Origin of the sequence: Raineyella fluvialis (assembly GCF_009646095.1) — a bacterium.
Classification (GTDB): Bacteria; Actinomycetota; Actinomycetes; order Propionibacteriales; family Propionibacteriaceae; genus Raineyella; species Raineyella fluvialis.
In genome coordinates this window covers 3,592,076-3,612,607 of the sequence record NZ_CP045725.1, presented here as the reverse complement: position 1 = coordinate 3,612,607, position 20,532 = coordinate 3,592,076, and the positions used below count along the sequence as shown (strand labels likewise).

18 protein-coding genes and 3 pseudogenes are annotated in these 20,532 nt (G+C 69.3%); 11 read left to right on the top strand and 10 right to left on the bottom strand.

Annotated elements, in window-relative coordinates; genetic code table 11:
* The 5 genes and pseudogenes from Rai3103_RS19155 to Rai3103_RS16675 all read left to right on the top strand — a co-directional run.
* Positions 1-309, top strand: a pseudogene (locus Rai3103_RS19155) (MrpF/PhaF family protein); the annotation flags it as partial.
* A 142-nt stretch (positions 310-451) separates the two neighbouring features.
* Positions 452-844 carry a monovalent cation/H(+) antiporter subunit G gene (gene mnhG, locus Rai3103_RS16685; protein WP_194793189.1) on the top strand — a complete coding sequence of 131 codons (393 nt, stop codon included), beginning with the start codon at positions 452-454 and terminating at the stop codon, positions 842-844.
* Positions 845-846: 2 nt separating this feature from the next.
* Entirely contained in the window at positions 847-1,038 is a 192-nt protein-coding gene (locus Rai3103_RS17100; protein WP_194793370.1) for a hypothetical protein, read from the top strand.
* A complete protein-coding gene (locus Rai3103_RS16680) occupies positions 993-1,919 on the top strand; it encodes a CPBP family intramembrane glutamic endopeptidase (protein ID WP_153573505.1) in 927 nt (308 codons plus the stop codon). The genes Rai3103_RS17100 and Rai3103_RS16680 overlap by 46 nt, the downstream gene beginning before the upstream one ends.
* Positions 1,870-3,851: pseudogene (locus Rai3103_RS16675) on the top strand (TIGR03960 family B12-binding radical SAM protein). The gene Rai3103_RS16680 and the pseudogene Rai3103_RS16675 overlap by 50 nt, the downstream one beginning before the upstream one ends.
* Positions 3,852-3,894: 43 nt before the next feature.
* Here Rai3103_RS16675 and Rai3103_RS16670 read toward each other — a convergent pair.
* From Rai3103_RS16670 to Rai3103_RS16645, 6 genes and pseudogenes are all read right to left on the bottom strand, one after another.
* Entirely contained in the window at positions 3,895-4,842 is a 948-nt protein-coding gene (locus Rai3103_RS16670; RefSeq protein WP_153573504.1) for a chitosanase, read from the bottom strand.
* A gap of 16 nt (positions 4,843-4,858) precedes the next feature.
* Positions 4,859-6,130 (bottom strand): acyltransferase family protein, encoded by a 1,272-nt coding sequence (locus tag Rai3103_RS16665; RefSeq protein ID WP_153573503.1) that lies wholly within the window; start codon positions 6,128-6,130, stop codon positions 4,859-4,861.
* Positions 6,127-7,608: a glycosyltransferase family 2 protein gene (locus Rai3103_RS16660; protein WP_153573502.1), complete on the bottom strand. Its 1,482-nt coding sequence runs from the start codon at positions 7,606-7,608 to the stop codon at positions 6,127-6,129. Before Rai3103_RS16660 ends, Rai3103_RS16665 begins: the two co-directional genes overlap by 4 nt.
* Positions 7,584-8,534 (bottom strand): polysaccharide deacetylase family protein, encoded by a 951-nt coding sequence (locus Rai3103_RS16655; protein WP_153573501.1) that lies wholly within the window; start codon positions 8,532-8,534, stop codon positions 7,584-7,586. Before Rai3103_RS16655 ends, Rai3103_RS16660 begins: the two co-directional genes overlap by 25 nt.
* 117 nt (positions 8,535-8,651) lie before the next feature.
* A pseudogene (locus tag Rai3103_RS16650) lies at positions 8,652-10,366 on the bottom strand (NAD-dependent malic enzyme).
* Positions 10,367-10,443: 77 nt separating this feature from the next.
* Positions 10,444-10,947: an SRPBCC domain-containing protein gene (locus Rai3103_RS16645; protein ID WP_194793188.1), complete on the bottom strand. Its 504-nt coding sequence runs from the start codon at positions 10,945-10,947 to the stop codon at positions 10,444-10,446.
* A 272-nt stretch (positions 10,948-11,219) separates the two neighbouring features.
* Between Rai3103_RS16645 and Rai3103_RS16640 the strand changes: the two genes are divergently transcribed.
* Positions 11,220-11,930 (top strand): TIGR03936 family radical SAM-associated protein, encoded by a 711-nt coding sequence (locus Rai3103_RS16640; RefSeq protein WP_153573499.1) that lies wholly within the window; start codon positions 11,220-11,222, stop codon positions 11,928-11,930.
* 30 nt (positions 11,931-11,960) lie between these two features.
* Here Rai3103_RS16640 and Rai3103_RS16635 read toward each other — a convergent pair whose 3' ends face one another.
* The 4 genes from Rai3103_RS16635 to Rai3103_RS16620 form a co-directional block, all read right to left on the bottom strand.
* Positions 11,961-12,407, bottom strand: coding sequence for a hypothetical protein (locus Rai3103_RS16635; RefSeq protein WP_228489012.1), 447 nt, complete (start codon positions 12,405-12,407; stop codon positions 11,961-11,963).
* 103 nt (positions 12,408-12,510) lie between these two features.
* Positions 12,511-13,410 (bottom strand): COX15/CtaA family protein, encoded by a 900-nt coding sequence (locus Rai3103_RS16630; RefSeq protein ID WP_153573498.1) that lies wholly within the window; start codon positions 13,408-13,410, stop codon positions 12,511-12,513.
* On the bottom strand, positions 13,407-14,210 hold the full coding sequence (locus tag Rai3103_RS16625) for an ABC transporter permease (RefSeq protein ID WP_194793187.1): 804 nt from the start codon (positions 14,208-14,210) through the stop codon (positions 13,407-13,409). Before Rai3103_RS16625 ends, Rai3103_RS16630 begins: the two co-directional genes overlap by 4 nt.
* A gap of 11 nt (positions 14,211-14,221) precedes the next feature.
* Positions 14,222-14,941 (bottom strand): ABC transporter ATP-binding protein, encoded by a 720-nt coding sequence (locus Rai3103_RS16620; protein WP_153573497.1) that lies wholly within the window; start codon positions 14,939-14,941, stop codon positions 14,222-14,224.
* A 291-nt stretch (positions 14,942-15,232) separates the two neighbouring features.
* Here Rai3103_RS16620 and Rai3103_RS16615 point away from each other — a divergent pair, with 291 nt between their 5' ends.
* From Rai3103_RS16615 to sufC, 5 genes are all read left to right on the top strand, one after another.
* Complete coding sequence (locus Rai3103_RS16615; RefSeq protein WP_153573496.1) at positions 15,233-16,066, top strand: alpha/beta fold hydrolase; 834 nt, start codon at positions 15,233-15,235, stop codon at positions 16,064-16,066.
* An 86-nt stretch (positions 16,067-16,152) separates the two neighbouring features.
* Positions 16,153-17,007 (top strand): helix-turn-helix transcriptional regulator, encoded by an 855-nt coding sequence (locus Rai3103_RS16610; protein WP_228489011.1) that lies wholly within the window; start codon positions 16,153-16,155, stop codon positions 17,005-17,007.
* 3 nt (positions 17,008-17,010) lie between these two features.
* A complete protein-coding gene (gene sufB / locus Rai3103_RS16605; protein WP_153573495.1) occupies positions 17,011-18,444 on the top strand; it encodes a Fe-S cluster assembly protein SufB in 1,434 nt (477 codons plus the stop codon).
* A gap of 49 nt (positions 18,445-18,493) precedes the next feature.
* Entirely contained in the window at positions 18,494-19,714 is a 1,221-nt protein-coding gene (sufD, locus tag Rai3103_RS16600) for a Fe-S cluster assembly protein SufD (protein WP_228489010.1), read from the top strand.
* 50 nt (positions 19,715-19,764) lie between these two features.
* The gene (sufC, locus tag Rai3103_RS16595) at positions 19,765-20,532 is read left to right on the top strand and encodes a Fe-S cluster assembly ATPase SufC (RefSeq protein ID WP_153573494.1); all 768 of its coding nucleotides are present in this window, start codon (positions 19,765-19,767) and stop codon (positions 20,530-20,532) included.

Sequence of the window (20,532 nt, the reverse complement as noted above, 5' to 3'; positions counted from 1 at the left end):
ATGGCGGTTGGATCAGGTACGGGGTTGATGAGGTATGGAGGTGATCCGGTGAACGTCGTGCAGAGGCTCGAGGCCGTGCAGCTGGTGGTGGCCGTCGTGGCCGTCGTCGTGCTTGCCCTGGCTGCGGCCGTCACGTTGGTGCGGCTGGCTAAGGGTCCCACCAGCCTGGACCGGATCATCGCCAGCGACCTGGTCGTCGGGGTCGCCGTGGGCGGACTTGCCCTCCAGATCGTGCTCACCGATCGGCTCACCACGCTGCCTATCCTGCTGGCGCTCTCACTGGTCGGGTTCATCGGGGCGGTGTCGATGGCCCGCTTCGTCCATGACCAGGTGCCAGGGTCTGCCGAGGAGGCCGGGCGACGTGCCCGACGCCGCGCCGAGGGCCGCCGGACCACCGTCCGCGGCGAGCGGGCCCCGGGGCGCGATACCGTGCGCAGGACGGGGGCGAGTCATGATCGGGGCGGTCCTGGACCTGCTCGCCGCCCTGCTCTGCCTGGTGGGTGCGCTGCTCTGCCTGACTGCGGCCGTGGGACTGGTCCGATTTCCCGACCTGGTCTCGCGGATGCACCCGGCCGCCAAGCCGCAGAGCCTCGGCATCGTCGTGCTCCTGCTCGGGGTCGTCCTGCACGTGCGGACCTGGTCGGCCTTCTTCCTGTTGCTGCTGGTGACGGTCCTGCAGATGATGACCGTGACCCTGGCCTCCCACGTGGTGGCCCGCACCGGCTACCGGGCGCGGCTGATCGATCCACGCTCCCTCGTCGCCGACGAACTCGCCCTCGCGGTCGCCGAGCGAGCCCGCACCGACCGCACCGCCGGCGCGGCCGGCACCGATCGGAAGGCCTGACCGTGCGCCCAGCCCTGCCACCCGCCGCCTCGCTCCCGCTGGAGGCCCAGGACTACTACGGCTTCCTCCGGACACCGCGCTATCGCTGGTGGAAGGGTGTCCTCGCGATTCTCGTACTGGTCATCGGCTACGTCGTCGTCGGGGGGTCGTGGCCGTCGGCGGCCTCGTCGTCGACCTGGTCCTCCGGACCGTGACCGTCGCGGATCTCCAAGGCGCCGCCCAGGGGAGGATCCCCATCGGCCCCGGGCTGTTCATCGGCAACAACGTCGGGCTGGCCCTCCTCATCCCGCTGGCGATCCTGGTGAACCGGGCGTTCTTCGGCCAGAGCGCGGGTTGGCTCTCATCGGTGGCCGGCCGGTTCCGCTGGCGCTGGCTCGGCTGGTCCGTCCTGGTCGTGGGTGTCCCCCTGGTGCTCCTGCTGGGCATCGAGACCCTGATCGAGGGTGGCCTTCCGGCGCCGCCCTGGCCGCCCTCGGTCTGGACGATGCTGGCGCTGACCCTGCTCACCACACCGCTGCAGGCGGCGGGGGAGGAGTGGGCCTTCCGAGGGTTGGTGCCTCGGTGCGTCGCCGCGATGGTGCCCGGCGCCCGCCTCGGGGCAGCGCTCGGCGTGGTGGTGTCGTCGCTGCTCTTCGTGCTGGCGCACAGCGCCGCCGACCCGTGGCTCAACGTCTTCTACTTCTTGTTCGCGCTGATCCAGAGCGCCCTCGTCTGGCGAACGGGTGGCCTGGAGTCGGCCGTCGTCCTGCATGCCGTGAACAACCTCGCGGCGCTCGTCCCCGTCGTCCTGACCGGGGACTACTCCGCCATCGGTGACCGCGGGGCGGGCACGGGATCCGCCGCATCACTCGTCCCGATCGTTCTAATCACCGGACTCGTCTTCCTCGCCGACCTGGTCCGCCGCCGGCGCGGGGTGGTCCGGACGGCCGCGCCCGGACTCGCGCTGCTGCCACCACCGGCCCCGGCGTACCCGCCACCGGTCGGGGACTCGGAGATCCGGTGGCCGGGAGATACCCTGGGACCCTATGAGCACCGCGACCAGCCACCTGCACCTGAGCGAGAGCAGCGGCCCTGAGTCACTGTTCCCCCGACTCGAGCCCCTGCTGGCGCGGGTCAGCAAGCCGATCCAGTACGTAGGCGGCGAGCTGAACTCCGTCGTCAAGGAATGGGACGCCACCGAGGTCCGCTGGTGCCTGTCCTACCCGGATGCGTACGAGATCGGCCAGCCGAACCAAGGCGTGGCGATCCTCTACGAGATCCTCAACGAGCGCGACTGGATCCTCGCGGAGCGTACGTACACCGTCTGGCCCGACATGGCCGCGATGATGCGCGAATCCGGCGTGCCGCAGTTCACTCTCGACACCCACCGACCCGTACGGGCCTTCGATGTGCTCGGCTTCAGCTTCTCCACCGAGCTCGGCTACACCAACATGCTCGAGACGATCGACCTGACCGGCGTCCCGCTGCACGCCGCCGAGCGCGGCGAGGACGACCCCATCGTCCTCGCCGGCGGCCACGCCGCCTTCAATCCGGAAGCGATCGCCGACTTCCTCGACGCCGCGGTGCTCGGCGACGGGGAGGAGGTCTCGCTGGCGATCTCGGCGGTCATCCGTGAGTGGAAGGCCGAGGGCCGCCCGGACGGCCGCGACGGTCTGCTGCTACGCCTGGCCGAGTCTGGCGGCGTCTACGTGCCGAAGTTCTACGACGTCGACTACCTCCCCGACGGCCGGATCCGCCGGGTCGCGCCGAACCGGCCGACGGTGCCCTACTCGATCCGCAAGCACACCTTGATGGACCTCGACAACTGGCCCTACCCGAAGCATCCGCTGGTCCCGCTGGCCGAGACCGTGCACGAGCGCTACTCGGTGGAGATCTTCCGCGGCTGCACCCGCGGCTGCCGGTTCTGCCAGGCCGGGATGATCACCCGCCCGGTCCGGGAGCGGTCGATCGAGACGATCGGTGCGATGGTGCAGGCGGGTCTCGAGGCGACCGGCCTGGAGGAGGTCGGGCTGCTGTCCCTGTCCTCGGCCGACCACTCTGAGATCGCCGACGTCACCAAGCAGCTCGCGGACCGCTACGACGGGTCGAACGTGTCCCTTTCGCTGCCGTCGACCCGTGTGGACGCCTTCAACATCGACCTCGCCAACGAACTGTCCCGCAACGGCCGTCGATCGGGCCTGACCTTCGCCCCGAGGGCGGGTCCGAGCGGATGCGCCGGGTGATCAACAAGCAGGTCGACGAGGAGGACCTGATCCGGACGGTCGCCACCGCGTACTCGAACGGTTGGCGCAACGTGAAGCTGTACTTCATGTGCGGCCTGCCGACGGAGACCGACGAGGACGTCCTCGCCATCGCCGATCTCGCCCGCAAGGTGATCGAGACCGGCCGCCAGGCGTCGGGCCGCAAGGACATCCGGTGCACAGTGTCGATCGGCGGGTTCGTGCCGAAGCCGCACACCCCCTTCCAGTGGGCCGCTCAGCTCGATGCCGAGACCACGGACCGCCGCCTCGGGCGGCTGCGTGACATCATCCGCGCCGACAAGCGCTATGGCCGCTCGATCGGATTCCGCTATCACGACGGCAAGCCCGGCATTGTCGAGGGCCTGCTGTCACGCGGCGACCGCCGGGTCGGCGCCGTGATCGAGGCGGTCTGGCGTGACGGTGGCCATTTCGACGGCTGGTCGGAGTACTTCTCGTACGATCGGTGGATGGCCGCCGCGGAGCAGGTGTTGCCGGCCGCGGGCGTCGACGTCGACTGGTACACCACCCGCGAACGCGACTACGACGAGGTGCTCCCGTGGGACCACCTCGACGCCGGCCTCGACCGCGACTGGCTGTGGGACGACTGGCAGGACGCCGTCGACGAGCAGCCGGTCGACGACTGCCGCTGGAACCCCTGCTACGACTGCGGCGTCTGCCCGCAGATGGACACCGAGATCCAGGTCGGCCCGACGGGGCGTACGCTCCTGCCGCTCACGCCGGTGCGCAACCCCCTCGCGGCGGACTGAGCGAACGACTCGGCCCGAACGGTCACTTCCGGGGGGGGCACCGTCAGGACATGCCGCAGAAGGGGGCGACCTCGATCCGGTAGTGGTCGCCGTAGACGTCCCAGGTCAGCGGGGCGCGCAGCCGCAGCTTGCCGGCGGCCAGGAGACCTCGTTGCGCGGTCGACACCCGTGTCGCCGTGCTGGCCGACACCTCCCGGGCCAGGTACGCCTCCCGAGCGCTGAACCAGGCATCCAACCAGGTCGCCTCGTCGCCCCCTCGGGAGGGCGGGGTGGCACGCTGCAGGGCGTCGGCGTGGATGATGGCGAACCCACCGCTGCCGTGCTGGACCATCGCGTCGTAGTAGGCGAACTGCCCCAGCGAACGCAGTCCGTCCGCCTCGGCGGATTGCAGGGCAGGTGCGAGATACCACTCGTGGGCCAGTCGCCACTGCGCGTCGCGGAAGACCGGATCCGCGGCGGCCGCTTTCCATGCCTCGACGTAGTCCGGCCCGAGGCCTTGCGCCGAGGACGTCCCGTCCACCGCCTCGAGCGCCGGCAGGAACGGCGCCAGTGCGTTGTCGTGCGGTTGGGCGGCGACGTAGCGACGGACCAGTTCGGCCATGCTGTGCGTCTTCGACGTGAAGCCGATGATCCCGCCGGTGTACCCACGGTTCCACTGATCGTTGCCCTCGACGTTGTACTGGATGAACCCGACCTGGTCCTCCCAGTACACCGACGAGTTCTCCGCCGAGCCCACCATCATCTGGGCGACCTCCTGCTTGCGCGGATTGCTACGCAGATCACCGTTCAGGGCCAGCGGTGAGACACACCGTACGAACGCGCTGTGGCGGGGAAGCCTGGGTTCGAGGGAGATCAGAGCGCTCAGGACGATGAGGAGGAGGACCAGCAGCGCGACCCCGCGGCGCAGCAACCGCCCCGCCCGACGGGGCCGGGCCGAGGGAGGGCTCGGTGCCGACCGCCTCCGGTCGGGAGCGTGATCCTGCGGCTTCACGCCCGAGCCTGATCCCTCAGCCACGCTCGGCGATCGCCCGACGCGGATAGGCCCGAGGACGGCTCGCCCGCCCGGACGTGGGCCACACCTGGGGCCGGCGCCGCATCGCGATGTCCTCCACCCAACCGAGAGTCACGACGAAGCCGGCAAGGACGACGAGGGTCACCCCTACCGGGACGAAGGGACTCCACGGACCCTCGACGAGGGGTGGGGGGATGAGGTGGCGCCGCAGAGCCGCCATCGCCAGGTCCATCGCGATGCTGCTCCACAGGTACATGGTCAGCAGCCTGCGGTCGATCCCGGTGAAGACGGCCCGCAGGAGCGGACGACGCTCGACGACCGCCAGCCGGGTCGGAAGTCGCAGGAGGATCATGGTGAACCCGAGATTGAAGAGGGCCTCGGCGACCGGGATGTCCGAGACGTTCGGCAGGGCGGCGTTGCCGACGGGGTACCGCACGGCCCAGGCGACCCCGGCCGCGCACAACAACAGGCCGCCTGCCAGGATCTTCCACATCCGCACCCGACGCAGCGAACCGTCATGGTGGGCGAAACCGAGCATCCAGCAAGCCACGAAGGTGACCACGGACAGGACGCTCTCCCCGACGTCACCCTCGAGCTGGATCAGGCTGCCGTCGACGAGCAGGAGGACGACGAGCGGAAGCAGGTACATGATCCGCGGCCAGTGTCGCGACAGCCAGAGCAGGGCGGGCGACATCAGCATCAACCACAGGTAGGTGCGCAGGAACCAGAGCACTGCCGTCGTGTCGGCACCGGCATCGGAATCAGGTGGGTGGGTCAGCGGGAGGATCCAGGACAACAGGCTCGGCCCTGGGGCCCGGGTGCCCTCGAGCGTCGTCTGCCACCCGGTGGCCACCATCAGGGGGATCACCACCAGGCCCAGCATCCACAAGGGCGGGAGCAGCCGGCGCAACCGCTGTCGCAGGACCTTACCGGCCCTTCCGGGGCTCCGGTCCAGGGACGATGCCATCAGTGAGCCACCGATGGCGAACAGGAGTCCCGTGGACGGGAAGATGATCGGCAGCCACGCCGCGTCGGAGAAGCGCAGGGCGAACACCTGCAGCAGCGCCGCCGTACGCAGGACGTCCAGGTAACCGTCCCGCTCGGTTCCCGCTGCCCGTGACGCACGCCGTGGGCCGGCGGTGCTCGCGACGTCTCCGGGGCCGCCGGCAACGGGGGACGCTGTGACGGGAGGACGCTGAGGCGAGCGGTCCGCGCGGAGAGCCCCGGCGTCCGCGACCGGACGGCGGGAGGAAGTGGAGAGGGTCATCGAGGACCTCCTGGTGCAGGCGCCCCCGGCCGCTCCGCCTCAGGCGTGAGGCCAACGGGCGCGACCGTGCCGTGGCGCTGCGCGGCCGCCCCCAGGTGGGGATCGACGGATCCGGTGCGATGCACCCGGTTCCACCGCATCTGGATTCCCTTGAGCGCGCTGACGACCGTGGCGTAGAGCAGGTAGGCCCGCAGCGGCTCGTAGATCACCCGGTAGATGGGCACGATCCGCAGCAGGCCGCGGTCCTCCCCGAGGAAGCTGATGGCCAGGAACGACACCAGGAACTGGTAGACGACGAAGGCCGCGAAGAACTCCACGATCTTGGGCCACCCGCCGTTCTCCAGGGACAAGACGGTCACCACGACGATGATCGGCAGGAACACCAGGGGGATCAGCTGATTGAGGATGTACATCGGGTAGACGAAGAAGCCGAGTCCGGGATGGCGACGGCTGAACAACAAGCTGCGGTGCTTCCACATCGCCTGCATGATCCCGTAGGTCCAGCGCACGCGTTGCTTCAGCAGGTCGTCCATGGTGTCAGGAGCCTCGGTGAACGCGTACGCCTCGCCGGCCTGGTCCACCCGCCAGCCGAGGCGGTGCAGGGTCAGGGCCAGGTCGGCATCCTCGGCCAGGTTGTCGTCCTTGAAGCCGCCCGCTTCCAGGATCGCCTCCCGGCGCCAGGCGGTGCAGGCACCGGGGACGATGGCGATGGCGTTCAGCACGGCCTGGGCGGCACGGTCGATGCCGATCTGGGTGACGTACTCGAGCGCCTGCCAGCGGGTCAGCACGTTGCTCCGGTAGTTGCCGACCCGGACGGCTCCGGCGACCACCCCGATGCGGCCCTCGGCATCACGCTCGTAGCGACGCATCAAGTGGGACACGGTCTGCGCCCCGACGATGGTGTCGGCATCGATGGTGATGACGACCTCCCCCTGCGTCGTGGTCAACCCGTGGTTGAGGGCAGCCGACTTGCCGGCGTTGGGCTGCCGGAGGAGCCGGATCCGGGCGTCCTGGGCCATCAGCCGGGTGACGACGGCGGACGTGGCGTCCGTGGAGCCGTCGTCCACGACGACCACCTCGCTGATCGGATAGCTGCTGGCCAGCACCGTGCGGATGGTCCGCTCGATGAGCTTCTCCTCGTTGTAGGCCGCGAGGAGGACGGTGACGGGGATCGTCCGCGTGGGAGCCACCTCCTGTGCGCGCCAGCGGCGTTCCTCACGGCTGCGCAGGAAGGCAAGTCCGATGTTCAGCAGCCCGATGGCGGCGGTGAGGGCCACGGTGAACAGGAAGAGGTCGTGCATCACGAACGTCGGCCACACGTACAGGGTCTTCGTCACGACCAGTGTCGCCTCGTCCGCCCAGCTCGGGGTGACGTGGACATTGCCGTTCGCGAACGCGCTGCTCGATGCTGGCAGCGTGGTGAACGTGTAGCCATGGGCTCGCGCGGCGGGGATCAGGTAGTCGCGTACGTACGCCACCGTCTTCTCCCGGTGGGGCCGCCGGCGTCGTGCAGCAGGACCGTGAGGTGATCGTCGGAGCTGAAATCCGGGAGTGGAATGTCCTTGGCGGCCGTGGTGGCTTGGGGATCGAGCGCCCAGTCGGTGGTGTCGAAGTCGTACCCGGCGTGCAGGTACCCCCGCTGCTGCGCTGCCAGCAGGGAATCCGTCGAAGGTCCGGCGTCGGCGCCCTCCCCGGTGTCGTACGGCAGCCGCCACAACCTGGTGGCGATGCCGGTAGTCGCGCGGATGATGCGATCGGTGCTGACCAGCTCGTAGGCGTTGCGCCACGCGGGGATGCCGGCCAGGTCGGGATGGTTCATGGTGTGGTCGCCGACGGCGTGGCCCTCGGCCACCATCCGCTGGACGATCTGCGGATTCCTGGCGACGTTCTTGCCGATCACGAAGAAGGTCGCCGGGACGTGCTGGGTGCCCAGGACGTCCAGCAGTTCGGGGGTGTAGCGCGGGTCGGGGCCATCGTCGAAGGTGAGGGACACGGTCTTGGCGGGCAGTGTGTCGTAGCCGGAGAAGTAGTCGACGTACTGGGCATCCCCGATCGTGCGGATCTCGTCCGCGGTGAAGCGGTGCACGACCGCGTCGGTCCCGGGATCGACCCCCGACACCTCACCCGGGGACCGCTTGACCGCCAGGACGCGCTGCACCGGACCGGAGCCCACCGCGACCGACGTCGTCACGTTGCCACGACTGACCAATTCCGCGGCCGTTGCGCCGTTCCTGCTCCACGGTGAGACGAGCCCGGAGGCCACCGCGACGAGGGAGAGGACCAGCAGCCCTGCCGAGAGGACCGCGATCAGTACCCGCAGGCTCCGCCACCGGCGGCCCGACGGGTCCGCGAAGACGAAGCCTTCGGCTCGTCGAGTCCTGGATGGTCTCGCCGGCTTGAGCATGCTTCGCCTCGTGGTGTCACGCCCGGCGAACACCTTGGGAAGGCACCGGACTAGGTATCCAAAAGGCTACCCAGGCGGTGTGATCCGAAACACATCTGCATCCGATTCGGGGTCAGCTCACTCGGCGACGATCTTCGGGTAGAGCGGCGTCCACATCTTGTCGTAGATGGCCTGGACCGGGTCCTCCAGCGGCTGTCCCGCGAGACCCTCGTCCTCGGCGGCCGCCACGACGGCCAGGGCCACGGTGGCGGAGACGGCGCGCAGGTCCTGGATCCCCGGCAGGAGCGACGCGCCGCGGACCTTGGCTCGGCTGAGCGAGGCGACGGCCCGGGCCGAGGCGGCGATCATCCGGTCTGACACCCTGGTCGCACGGCAGGCGGCGACGGCCAGGCCGATGCCGGGGAACACCAGGGCGTTGTTCGCCTGTGCGATGGTGTAGACGACTCCGTCGTGCTCGACCGGCTCGAACGGTGAACCGCTGGCGATCAGCGCCCGGCCCTCGGTCCAGGTCAGCAGGTCGGCGGGGACCGCCTCGGCCTTGGACGTCGGGTTGGACAACGGCATGATGATCGGGCGTTCGACGTGGGCGGCCATCTCCCGCACGATCCGCTCGGTGAAGGTCCCTGGCTGGGCGGACGTGCCGATCAGGACGGTCGGATGCACGTTGTCCACCACGTCGGCGAGGTCGTAGTGCCCCGGAGTGGCGACGTCCCAGTGCGCAATCTCCTCCTCGGTCCGGGCGTACGGCACCTGGAACGGTCGCATCCGGTCGGCGAGCCCCTCCCGGAGCAGACCCCGTGAGCCCAGGCACCAGAAGCGCGCGTTGGCCTGGTCGATCGTCAGTCCCTCGGCGACCATCATGTCGCGGAGGAGATCGGCGATGCCGACACCCGCCGTGCCCGCGCCGTGCACGACGATCCGCTGCTGGCTCAGCGATCCACCGGTGGCGCGCAACGCCGACAGCACGGCTGCCACCACCACGGCGGCGGTGCCCTGGATGTCGTCATTGAAGGCGCAGTAGTCACCGCGGTAGGTCTCGAGGATCTTGTGGGCGTTCGCCGCACCGAAGTCCTCGAAATGGATCATCGCGTGCGGGAACATCGCCGAGGCCGTCTCCATGAACTGCTGGACGAAGGCGTCGTAGCGTTCACCCCGGATCCGGGAGTGTCGTTCGCCCAGGTAGTGCTCACTGCTGAGCAGGGCGACGTTGTTGGTGCCCACGTCGAGGACGACGGGCAGCACGCGCTGGGGTGGATGCCCGCGGCGGCCGTGTAGACGGCGAGCTTGCCGACAGCGATGCGGACGCCACCGACACCCTGGTCCCCGATGCCGAGGATGCCCTCGGAGTCGGTCACCACGACGAGGTCCACGTCCTCAGGAGCCTGCCGATACGCGCCGAGGGCCTGCGCCATCTCCTCCGGGTGGTCGATCGAGAGGAAGACGCCCCGTGGCCGCTGCATCCAGAAGCTGTACTTCTCGATCGCCTCACCGATCGTCGGGGTGTAGACGATCGGCAGCATCTCCTCGAGATGCTCGGCCAGCATGCGGTAGTAGAGCACCTCGTTGCGGTCGTGCATCGCCTCGAGGTAGTTGTTCTTGGCGAGGTCGTTGGGCTGCTCGCTGTACTGCTCGTAGACCTTCTTCAGCTGGGAGTTCAGCGTCGTCACGCCGGGCGGTAGCAGGCCCGCGATCCCCAAGGCCTCCCGATCCGCCTGGCGGAAAGCGGTGCCCTGGTTGATCATGGGCAGCGCGAGCACGTCGCGCCCCCTCACGTGGACGTGCACGGTCGCGCCATCGGGGCCGTGGGTGAACTCATACGGAGCGGTGCCCATGGCCGGGAGTCTATCGAGGGACTACGACACTCCCCGTGGTGGGGTCGGCCTCGGGCCGTGGTGGGTCGGCGTCCGGATCATTCGCCGGCGGTGAGCCCGTCGACGTCGCCGGCGGCCGGCATCCCGGCCAGGACGTACTGATCGTAGACGTCCTCCCACGCGTACAGGTCGCGAGGTTCCTCGCCCTGCAGGCACAGTTCCAGACGGGACAGGCAGTTCGTCCACCCGGCCGCGTTGAGGGCGGCGAGGTCGGCGTCGGCGAGCAGGATCGTCATCGTCAGCAGGGTGGAGTCACCGTCCGGTACCAGGTCGAACCAGACCTCGTCCGCACCGAACGTGAAGCCCAGCCGTTCGGCCTCCTCGTAGGCGAGGACGGTGCCGAGCATCGGGTCGAAGCCGTCGTTGCCGAAGAACACGGTGCCGCCCTCTCGGGGTTCCAGTGCCACGTGGGCGGGGAACCAGCGGTCGAGCCGGGCGGTCTCGGTGACGGACAGCCAGACGCGCTGCGGCGTGCGGGGATGGTGCAGAGTGAAGCGGACGGCGGGGCGGCCGTTGAGCGTGTCGTAGCAGCCGAGATTCACGGGAGGACTCCTGGGAGGTCGGGCGGAGATCAGCACCTCGAACCCATGCGCCGCTGCACGTCGGGGACAGGATGCGCCTGCGCAGGCGCATCCGACCTCCACCATAGGCCGTCGCCCCCTGCTGCCCTCCGGTGCGTTGCAGTGGGCGGGACCGTGGCGGGCGTTGTGAGGAGACACACATCCCGGGTAGGCAGGTCGTCCTCACCTCGATCTCCCCGTCGCGGGTGGGAGAACCGTGTCAGGGTCGTCAGCCACCGGTAGGCTGGCGCCTCGTGGCAACCCAGCAGCAACCCGAACAGCAGGCCCCACCGGTCCAGCGGCTCCAGATCCGCTACGCCAAGCGGGGCCGGGCGCGGTTCACGTCGCACCGCGACGTCGTCCGCGCCTTCGAGCGGGCGCTGCGGCGGGCCCACGTACCGATGGCCTACTCGTCCGGCTTCAATCCTCACCCCCGCATCTCGTACGCGAACTCCTCGCCCACTGGGGCGGCCAGCGAGGCGGAGTACCTGGAGATCGGGCTGGCGGAGACCTGCGATCCCGCCAAGGTGCTCGACGCCCTGAACGAGGCGCTCCCCGACGGGGTGGTGCTGCTGGAGGCCCGGGAAGCCGAGGCGGGCCGGATCAGTGACGGCCTCGAAGCCTCCGTCTGGCGGGTTGAGTTGCCCGGGGCGGACGGCCGGGCGATGGCCGACGCGGTGCGGATCTTCCTCGATCGCGATGAGGCGACCACGGAACGGATGACCAAGCACGGCCCTCGTACGTTCGACGCGCGAGGCGATGTCAAGGGCATCAGCGCGTACGCGACGGACGGCGTGGCGATGCTGGACCTGGTGATCGCCCATGCGGAGCCGCTGGTCCGGCCCGATGACGTGCTGCGGGTGCTGCACGAACTGCATCCGCAGTTCGTCGTCGCCGATCCCCCGAAGTTGACCCGTCTGGTGCAGGGGCGTCTGGAGCTGAACCGCGTCATCGCCCCGTGGTGAGCAACAGCGTCCCGGCGTCGAAAGGAGGGATCAGCGACGCCCGGCCCGGGGCCGGAGCAGGAGCCAGAGCCCGATGAGTCCTGCTTCGGCGGCGGCATCGACCAGGTAGATCGGGCTGATCCTTCGCCGGGAGGCATAGACCACGTCGATCGCCGCCAAGCTGGCGGCGCCGCCGATCGCCACCGTGGCGACCGCCGGTGACGTATCGCCGCGGCGGCCCGCCAGACCGACCGTCGTCCCGATGGCAGAGATCAGGAGACCGGCGGTGTTGACCAGCCAGGTGTCGTTCTTCGGCCCCGTCACCGCCATGAAGGTCCTCATGCTGACCAGGGGCCACAGTCCGGTCACCAGGTAGTAGGCGGCGTGTCCATAGCAGAGGTAGCGGTAGGGCGCCCCGGCAGCGGCCACATCCGTCGCGGCGGTTGTCGTCGACGGGCTACCGACCGGGCGGCCACCGGATTGTGCTGGCGTCCTCACCCTCTCAGGCTGATCCGCCGGGCACTGGGGACGCAACCCTGCGGGCGGATCGGTTGTCGCCGATACCGACCGGCGGCGAAGGCCACGTCAGGCGCAGCCGACCTCAGGCCGGGATCGTCCGGGACTCCCGATCGTGCTCGTGGACGACCGTGGGCCGCCGGACCGACAGCACCAGAGCCGTCGCGGCGATGATCACCAGGCACACCCCGAGCAGGTGCAGGATGATCAACCCCCGCGGCAGCCCGGCGAAGTACTGGATGTAGCCGACCGCGCCCTGCAGCAGGAGCACGCCGAGCAACTCGTACGACTGGCGGCTGCGCAGCTTGACGACGAAGTAGATCGACAGGGCCACCAGCAGCCAGACACTCATCGCGTGGATCTTGGCGATCGTCTCGAGCTCGAAGCCGGTGCGGGGGGAGGAGAGGTCGCCGGCGTGCGGGCCCGATCCGGTGACCAGCGTGCCGAGGTAGACCGCCACCCAGGTGAGGACGAACGCCGCCCGGGTGAGGTTGACCAGGGTGCGGTTCGCGACGTTCTGGGCCCGGTGCCAGGCCAGGTGCACGAGCCAGGTGCAGATGCTGACCAGAGCGGCCGACAGCAACAGGTGCACGGCCACCAGGTAGGGGCTGAGCTTCACCCACACGGTGATGCCACCGACCACGGCCTGCAGGACGATGCCGACCATCACCAGGATGCTCAGTTCACGGACGCGAGGCACCGTGGCGCCGCGATCGCGTGCCCGGAAGGCCGCGATGATGTTGCCCACGGCGATCACGATGAGCACGAAGGTCAGCAGCCGGTTGCCGAACTCGATCATCCCGTGCAGGCCGTTCGCCGGCAGGGTGACGTACGAATCCGTGGTGCACTTGGGCCACTGCGAGCAGCCCAGGCCCGAGCCGGTGACGCGGACGACACCGCCGGTGAGGATGATGCCGCTGTTGGCGATGAGATTGGCCAGGGACCAGCCGCGCAGCGCGCGGGTCGTCCCGAACAGCCGGGTCATGATGTCCAACGGAAAGCCTTTCGTGCGGCCAGTGCGCCCAGCACCGCCCAGACCAACCCTACGACGAGGGGCTGCCAGAGCACCGCTCCGTCGGACCAGGCGCGAAGCGTCTCGCCGACCGCGGCGGTGGGCAGCAGACCGACCACGGGGCGTAGGGCACCGGGGTATCGGCCGAGCGGCAGCATCACGGCGCCGCCCATCAACAGCACAAGGTAGATGAGGTTGGCCAGCCCGAGCGTGACCTCGGCGCGCAGCGTGCCGCCCAGCAGCATCCCGATCGCGGCGAACGCGAGCCCGCCGAGGACCGTCGTGATCGCGCTCACCACTGTCGGCAGCAGCCCCCCGATCGGTCGCCAGCCCAGGGCCAGTGCGATCACCGCGAGGATCGCCAACTGGCCGATCGAGACGAGCACCAGGGAGATCGCCTTGCCGAGCAGCAGCCCGCCGCGGCCCAGCGGAGTGGGGGAGAGGCGCTCGAGGACCCCGTAGCGGCGCTCGAAGCCGATGTTGATGGCCAGCGACGTGAAACAGGTCGACCAGACGGCCAGGGCGAGGACCGAGGGCGCGAGTTCGCGGAACCCCAGCCCCATCGCCGGGCCGAACCACTTCCCGCCGACCAGGAAGGCGATCGGGATCACCAGGGCCAGCAGCAACTGTTCGCCATTGCGGACCATCAGCCTGGTCTCGATCAGGGCGTGGCTCCACACCCGGCGTCCCGCCGGAGAGGCACCGGGAGCGGGGGAGTAGTCGAGCGCGGTCACGGAGCCTCCTGCGGTGGATGGTGTGGCGGTGCTCCTCATGGGCGTGTTCCTCATGGGCGCATCCGGCTGTCCGTGTTCGCCAGGAACACGTCCTCGAGCGAGCGGCCGTCGGCGGTCAACTCCTCGACCGTCCCGGACAGGGCGATGCGCCCATGGTCGATGATCCAGATGCGATCGGCCAGCTCGGCCGCCTCGTCCATCAGATGCGTGGTGAGCAGGACCGAGACCCCGGCCGCACGCAGGTCGTGGACGAGCGACCAGACGGACCGGCGCGAGTGCGGGTCCATGCCCGCGGTCGGCTCATCGAGGAAGACCAGCTCCGGCCGGCCGACCAGCGCGCCGGCGAGGTTGACGGCCTGCTGCTGGCCGCCGGAGAGCCGTCGGTACGGGGTGGAGGCGAACTCATGCAGGCCCAGACGCTCGGCGAGCGGCTCGATGGGCAGCGGATGAGCGTGCAGTGACGCCAGGTAGCGCAGCAACTCCAGTGGCCGGACCCCGGACCATGCGCCGGTCGTCTGCGGCATCATGCCGACCCGGCCCTGCTGGCAGGCCGCGGCCGCGTCGTCGCCCATGATCCGGATCGCGCCGGCGTCCGGGGTGAGGATGCCCGTGCAGCAGCGGATCAGGGTCGTCTTCCCCGCGCCGTTGGGGCCCAGCAGCGCGGTCACCCGACCGGGTTCCGCACGCAGGGAAAGGGAGTCGATGATGGTGCGCCCACCGAGCCGTACGACCAGGTCGTCGATCTCGAGGGCGTCGGGGGAGTCGAGCACCCGATGAGTCTAGGTCGGCGCCGACTGAGAAACGGGTGAGGGATGGCGGGTGGACCAGCGGGTGTGGCTGCCACGCGGCGAGAGCGGGTGGCCGAGCGCTTGATTGTCCCAGCGGCTCCAGGCGACCAGCATGCGGCTCGCTGCTGCGGCACTCCGCTCCCCGGTATCGCCGTAGGTCCCCGTTCGTCAGGACGGAAACGACCGGACGCCTCGTCCGCCGCCCTTCTAGCCTGAAACGGATCCCGCCACCCACCGGGCCAGCAACGACGCGGCTCGAAAGGAACGACCAGCATGAGCGAACAGAACCCCGAGATCGGCCAATCCGTACAGACCGGGGACATTGTCACGAACTACCACGACATCGGCGAAGGGGCACCCGTCCTGCTGTTCCACGGGTCCGGCCCCGGCGTCAGCGCGTGGGCGAACTGGCGCCTGCTGATCGCTGCCCTGTCACCGAAGTTCCGCGTGCTGGCGCCCGACTTCGCCGGCTTCGGCTACAGCCGGGTCCCGGACGGCATCACCTACAGCCGCCAGGTCTGGCTGGACCAGATGATCGCGTTCATGGACGCGCTGGGTATCGAGAAGGCCTCGGTGGTGGGTAACTCCTTCGGCGGGTCGATGGCCCTCTCCCTGGCGATCCACCACCCCGAGCGGGTCGACAAGGTGATCCTGATGGGCGCGGCCGGGGTCCCCTTCGAACTCACCGAGGGTCTCGACCGGGTCTGGGGCTACGAGCCGTCGCTGGAGACGATGGACGACCTGATGCGGTCGACGTTCGCGTACGACTCGTCGCTGATCACCGATGACCTGGTCAGGATGCGCTACGAGGCGAGCGTGCGCCCGGGGGCGCAGGAGGCCTTCTCGGCGATGTTCCCCGCACCCCGCCAGCAGGGGGTCGACGGGTTGGCCCATACCGAGGCCGAGGTCCGTACGATCGGGCACCGGACGCTGATCGTCCACGGGCGCGACGACAAGGTCATCCCGCTGTCCAACTCGACGACCCTGCTCGACTGGATCGACGACAGCCAGCTGCACGTCTTCGGTCACTGTGGGCACTGGACCCAGATCGAGAAGGCGGCGCCGTTCGCCGCCCTGGTGGGCGACTTCCTCCAGGGACGCGTCTGAACGGGAGTGCACGGTGCCGCTGTCCGGTATCCGGGAACGGCACGCTGCTGTTTTGACTTCCCGGTGATTAAGACAACAATGGCGTTGTGAAATCTTCCCGGGTGGACGCGGTACGTCCGTCCGGTGGCGCGACGGCCACCGCGGCGGAGCGTACGCCGCTGCCCACCCCCAGTGTGGGGGAGGCCGAGCGGACGACCCGGGAGCGGGTGGTCCGCTCGATCCTCGAGCACGGGCCGTCGACCGCGGGCCAGCTCGCCGAACGGCTCGATCTCACTCCTGCCGCCGTCCGCCGCCACCTCGCCTTCCTCGAGGAGGACGGTGACCTGCGCAGCGAGGAGGAGCGTGTCTACGGATCCCGTGGACGTGGACGGCCCGCCAAGGTCTTCCTGCTCACTGACGCAGGGCGTGCGCACTTCCCGTCCAGCTACGACGAACTGGCGATCCAGGCGCTGCGCCAGTTGCAGGCCATGGCGGGAGACCCCGCCATCGAACGGTTCGCCGAGGACCGCGTGTCCGACGTGGTGCGGCGCTACCAGGTGATCCTCGAGGAGGCCGCGTCCGAGGGGACGGCGATCGCCGCCCCGGAGGCGCTGGCCCGGGCACTGAACGACGAGGGATACGTCGCCACCATGCAGCCCTCCCGGACCGGTGAGCAGCTGTGCCAGCACCACTGCCCGGTCTCCCACGTGGCCGTGGCGTTCCCCGAGTTGTGTGCCGCTGAGACCGAAGTCTTCTCCCGACTGCTCGGCGTCCACGTCCAGCGGCTGGCCACCATCGCCGACGGCAACGGTGTCTGCACCACCCACATCCCCGACGCGGCGGTCCTCACGGGTCGCCGCCACCCCCGAACCGACGCGCCCGCTCCCGCGGTGCGCACCCATTCCGACGCGCCCGCTCCCGCGGGGCGTGCCACCACCCATGCCACCCACCAGGAGGGCTGACCGATGACGCAGGTGACCAACGAGCCGCAGCTCACGCAGGCCGAGCAGATCGATGCGCTCGGCCACTACGAGTACGGCTGGCACGACCCGGACAAGGCGGGTGCGGCGGCGGAACGTGGCCTGAGCGCGGCGGTCGTGGCGAACATCTCCGGCCTCAAGCACGAGCCCGAGTGGATGCTGCAGCGCCGGCTCAAGGCGCTGAAGCTGTTCGAGCGCAAGCCGATGCCGAGCTGGGGCGCCGAGCTCGGCGACATCGATTTCGAGAACATCAAGTACTTCGTCCGCTCCACCGAGAAGCAGGCGCAGTCCTGGGAGGACCTGCCTGAGGACATCAAGAACACCTACGACCGGCTCGGCATCCCCGAGGCGGAGAAGGCCCGGCTCGTCGCCGGTGTCGCCGCGCAGTACGAGTCCGAGGTGGTCTACCACAAGATCAACGAGGAGCTCGAGCGCCAGGGCGTCATCTTCCTCGACACCGACACGGGCCTGAAGGAACACCCGGAGATCTTCGAGGAGTACTTCGGCACCGTCATCCCGTCGGGCGACAACAAGTTCGCCTCGCTGAACACGGCGGTCTGGTCCGGCGGCTCGTTCATCTACGTGCCGAAGGGCGTCCACGTCGAGATCCCGCTGCAGGCCTACTTCCGGATCAACACCGAGAACATGGGTCAGTTCGAGCGGACGCTGATCATCGCCGACGAGGGCTCGTACGTGCACTACGTCGAGGGCTGCACCGCCCCGATCTACAAGTCCGACTCGCTGCACTCCGCCGTGGTCGAGATCATCGTCAAGAAGAACGCCCGGGTGCGGTACACGACGATCCAGAACTGGTCGAACAACGTCTACAACCTCGTCACCAAGCGCGCCACCTGCGAGGAGGGCGCGACGATGGAGTGGATCGACGGCAACATCGGGTCGAAGGTCACGATGAAGTACCCGGCCGTGTACCTGATGGGTGAGCACGCCCGCGGCGAGACCCTGTCCATCGCCTTCGCCGGCGAGGGCCAGCACCAGGACACCGGCTCGAAGATGGTCCACCTGGCGCCGAACACGTCCAGCTCGATCGTCTCGAAGTCGGTCGCCCGCGGCGGCGGCCGGTCCTCCTACCGGGGTCTGGTCCAGGTCGAGGAGGGGGCCTACAACTCGAAGTCCTCGGTGCGCTGTGACGCGCTGCTGGTCGACACGATCTCCAGGTCCGACACCTACCCGTACGTCGACATCCGTGAGGACGACGTGTCGATGGCCCACGAGGCCACCGTCTCGAAGGTCTCCGAGGACCAGTTGTTCTACCTGATGTCCCGCGGCATGGCCGAGGACGAGGCGATGGCGATGATCGTGCGCGGCTTCGTCGAGCCGATCGCCAAGGAGCTCCCGATGGAGTACGCCCTGGAGCTCAACCGCCTGATCGAGATGCAGATGGAGGGGGCCGTCGGCTGACCCCGGACCCCGACCGCCCCACCCCGTACGACCCGAGAAAGTGATCCCGTTGTCCGTCGATACCGCTTCCACCCCAGGCCTGTCCGCCGGGCGTCCCGCCGCCGAGACGGTGAGTGTCCCGCGCGTCCCCACGCTGCCGAAGGTCGCCTCGCACCTGCACGCCACGCCCTCCTGGGACGTCGCCGACTTCCCCGTCCCCAAGGGGCGCGAGGAGATCTGGCGGTTCACCCCGCTGAAGCGGCTGCGGGGCCTGCTCGAGGCCGACGGCACCGGGGCCAAGCTGCGCTGGGAGTCGAGCCTGCCCGAGGGGGTCACCCTGACCCGGATCTCCGGCGAGGAGGCCCGTGCCCTGGGTGGGCGTGCGCCGATGGACCGGCTCGCGGTCCTCGCGGCCGCGAACGCCGATGGAGCGGTCCGGGTCGACGTTCCGGCCGAGACCGAACTCACCGCGCCGGTGATCCTCGGCCTCACCGGTCAGGGCGCGGAGACGGTCGTCCACGAGCACGTGGCGATCACTGTCGGGCACCACGCCAAGGCCACCATCGTCCTGGAGCACTTCGGTTCGGCGACGTACGACGCGTACGTCTCCGTCCTGGTCGGTGAGGGCGCGACCGTCAACCTCGTCGAACTGCAACTGTGGGACGACGATGCCGTCCACACCGGCCAGACCTCGATCGAGGTGGGCCGCGACGCCCAGGTGACCGCGGTGACCGCCACCCTCGGCGGCGAGCTCGTCCGGCTGACCCAGACCACCGACTACGCCGGCGTCGGCGGGGAACTGCACCAGTACGGCATCTACTTCGCCGACGCGGGCCAGCACCTCGAGCACCGACTGCTCGTCGACCACGCCACCCCGAAGTCGGTCTCGAAGGTCGACTACCGCGGGGCGCTGCAGGGCCAGGGTGCGCACACTGTGTGGATCGGTGACGTACTCATCCGCAAGTCGGCCGAGGGGATCGACACCTACGAGTCGGACCGCAACCTGGTCCTGACCGACGGGTGCCGTGCCGACGCCGTTCCCAACCTGGAGATCGAGACCGGTGAGATCGCCGGTGCCGGGCACTCCGCCACCACCGGCCGCTTCGACGACGAGCACCTGTTCTACCTGCAGAGCCGTGGCATCTCCGAGGAGGAGGCCCGCCGCCTGGTCGTCTTCGGCTTCTTCACCGAGATCATCAACAAGATCGGCGTGCCCGACATCGAGCAGCGCCTGCTGGCGGCGGTCACCGAGGAACTCTCGGCGACCATCGGTTCCCCGGTCCAGGCCTGATCCCTCCCTTCCCAGACTTCCCAGACGCTTTCGCACACAGGAGACCATCCATGGCAACCCTCGAGATCCACGACCTGCACGTCCAGGTGGAGACCGACAACGGCCCGAAGCCCATCCTCAAGGGCGTCGACCTCACCATCCGGGCCGGCCAGACCCACGCCATCATGGGCCCGAACGGTTCGGGCAAGTCGACCCTCGCGTACACCCTCGCGGGTCACCCGAAGTACACCGTCACCGGCGGCACCGTCACCCTCGACGGCGACGACATCCTGTCGATGACCACCGACGAGCGGGCCCGTGCCGGTCTCTTCCTGGCCATGCAGTACCCGGTCGAGGTGCCCGGCGTCTCCGTGGCGAACTTCCTCCGCACCGCGAAGACCGCGATCGACGGCCAGGCGCCGAAGATCCGGACCTGGACCAAGCAGGTCACCGAGGCCCTCGCCCAGATGAACCTCGACGCGTCGTTCGCGCAGCGCTCGGTCAACGAGGGCTTCTCCGGTGGTGAGAAGAAGCGCCACGAGATCGCCCAGCTCGAGCTGCTCAACCCGAAGGTCGCGATCCTCGACGAGACCGACTCCGGCCTCGACATCGACGCGCTACGCGTCGTCTCCGAGGGCGTCAACCGGTTCATCGAACAGGGTGACCGCGGCGTGCTGCTGATCACCCACTACACGCGGATCCTGCGCTACATCAAGCCCGACGTCGTCCACGTCTTCGTCGACGGTCACATGGTCACCCAGGGCGGCCCGGAACTGGCCGACGAGCTCGAGGCGGAGGGCTACGACAAGTACGTGAAGGCGGCGCGCGTCGATGCCTGA